The 500-nt window shown below is 70.6% G+C and carries 1 pseudogene; it reads right to left on the bottom strand.

Features of this window, described 5'->3' with window-relative positions:
• A pseudogene (locus VKA29_RS12520) lies at positions 1–500 on the bottom strand (polyketide synthase); the annotation flags it as partial.

Genomic DNA, 500 nt, shown 5'->3' with positions numbered 1-500 from the left:
CCGAACGAGGACACCGCCGCCCGACGCGGCCGCTCCAGCTCCGGCCACGGCCGCGCCTCCGTCAGCAGCTCCACCGCACCCGAACCCCAGTCCACCTTCGTGGACGGCTGATCCACATGCAGCGTCTTCGGCAACACACCGTGCCGCATCGCCTGCACCATCTTGATGATCCCGGCCACACCCGCAGCCGACTGCGCATGCCCGATGTTCGACTTCAACGACCCCAGCCACAACGGCACCTCACGACCCCGGCCGTAAGTCGCCAGCAACGCCTGCGCCTCGATCGGATCACCCAGCGTCGTCCCCGTACCGTGGCCCTCCACCACGTCCACCCCGTCCGCCGCCAGACCCGCGTTCGCCAGCGCCTGACGGATCACCCGCTGCTGCGCCGGACCACTCGGCGCCGTCAGACCGTTCGACGCACCGTCCTGATTGATCGCCGAACCCCGCACCACCGCCAGCACCGGATGCCCCAGCCGCCGCGCGTCCGACAACCGCTC

The sequence above is a fragment of the Streptomyces sp. H51 genome (assembly GCF_035656535.1).
GTDB lineage: Bacteria > Actinomycetota > Actinomycetes > Streptomycetales > Streptomycetaceae > Streptomyces.
This window is presented reverse-complemented; position numbering and strand designations above follow the sequence as displayed.